Source organism: Pseudomonas sp. SIMBA_067, assembly GCF_046534675.1.
Taxonomy (GTDB): domain Bacteria; phylum Pseudomonadota; class Gammaproteobacteria; order Pseudomonadales; family Pseudomonadaceae; genus Aquipseudomonas; species Aquipseudomonas putida.
This window is the reverse complement of record NZ_JAWRYH010001553.1, coordinates 1-228: the sequence shown is the minus strand read 5'-3', so window position 1 is coordinate 228 and position 228 is coordinate 1. Positions and strand designations below refer to the sequence as shown.

Sequence of the window (228 nt, the reverse complement as noted above, 5' to 3'; positions counted from 1 at the left end):
ATCGGGAAGCCCAGCTTGGCGCGTGCCAGCAGGTAGGCTTGGGCGACGGAACGCGCCAGGGTGCGGACACGCAGGATGTATTGCTGACGCGCGGTTACCGAGATGGCACGGCGGGCGTCCAGCAGGTTGAAGGTATGGGAGGCCTTCAACACCATTTCATAGCTTGGCAACGGCAGCGGCTGGTCGAGTTCGATCAGGCGCTTGGCTTCGCTTTCATAGAAGTCGAAC

The 228-nt window shown here is 61.4% G+C and carries 1 protein-coding gene; it reads right to left on the bottom strand.

Annotated features, from left to right (window positions below; translation table 11 throughout):
* A partial coding sequence (locus SB765_RS34670) for a glycine--tRNA ligase subunit alpha (protein ID WP_410933160.1) occupies window positions 1–228 on the bottom strand: 228 nt, incomplete at both ends.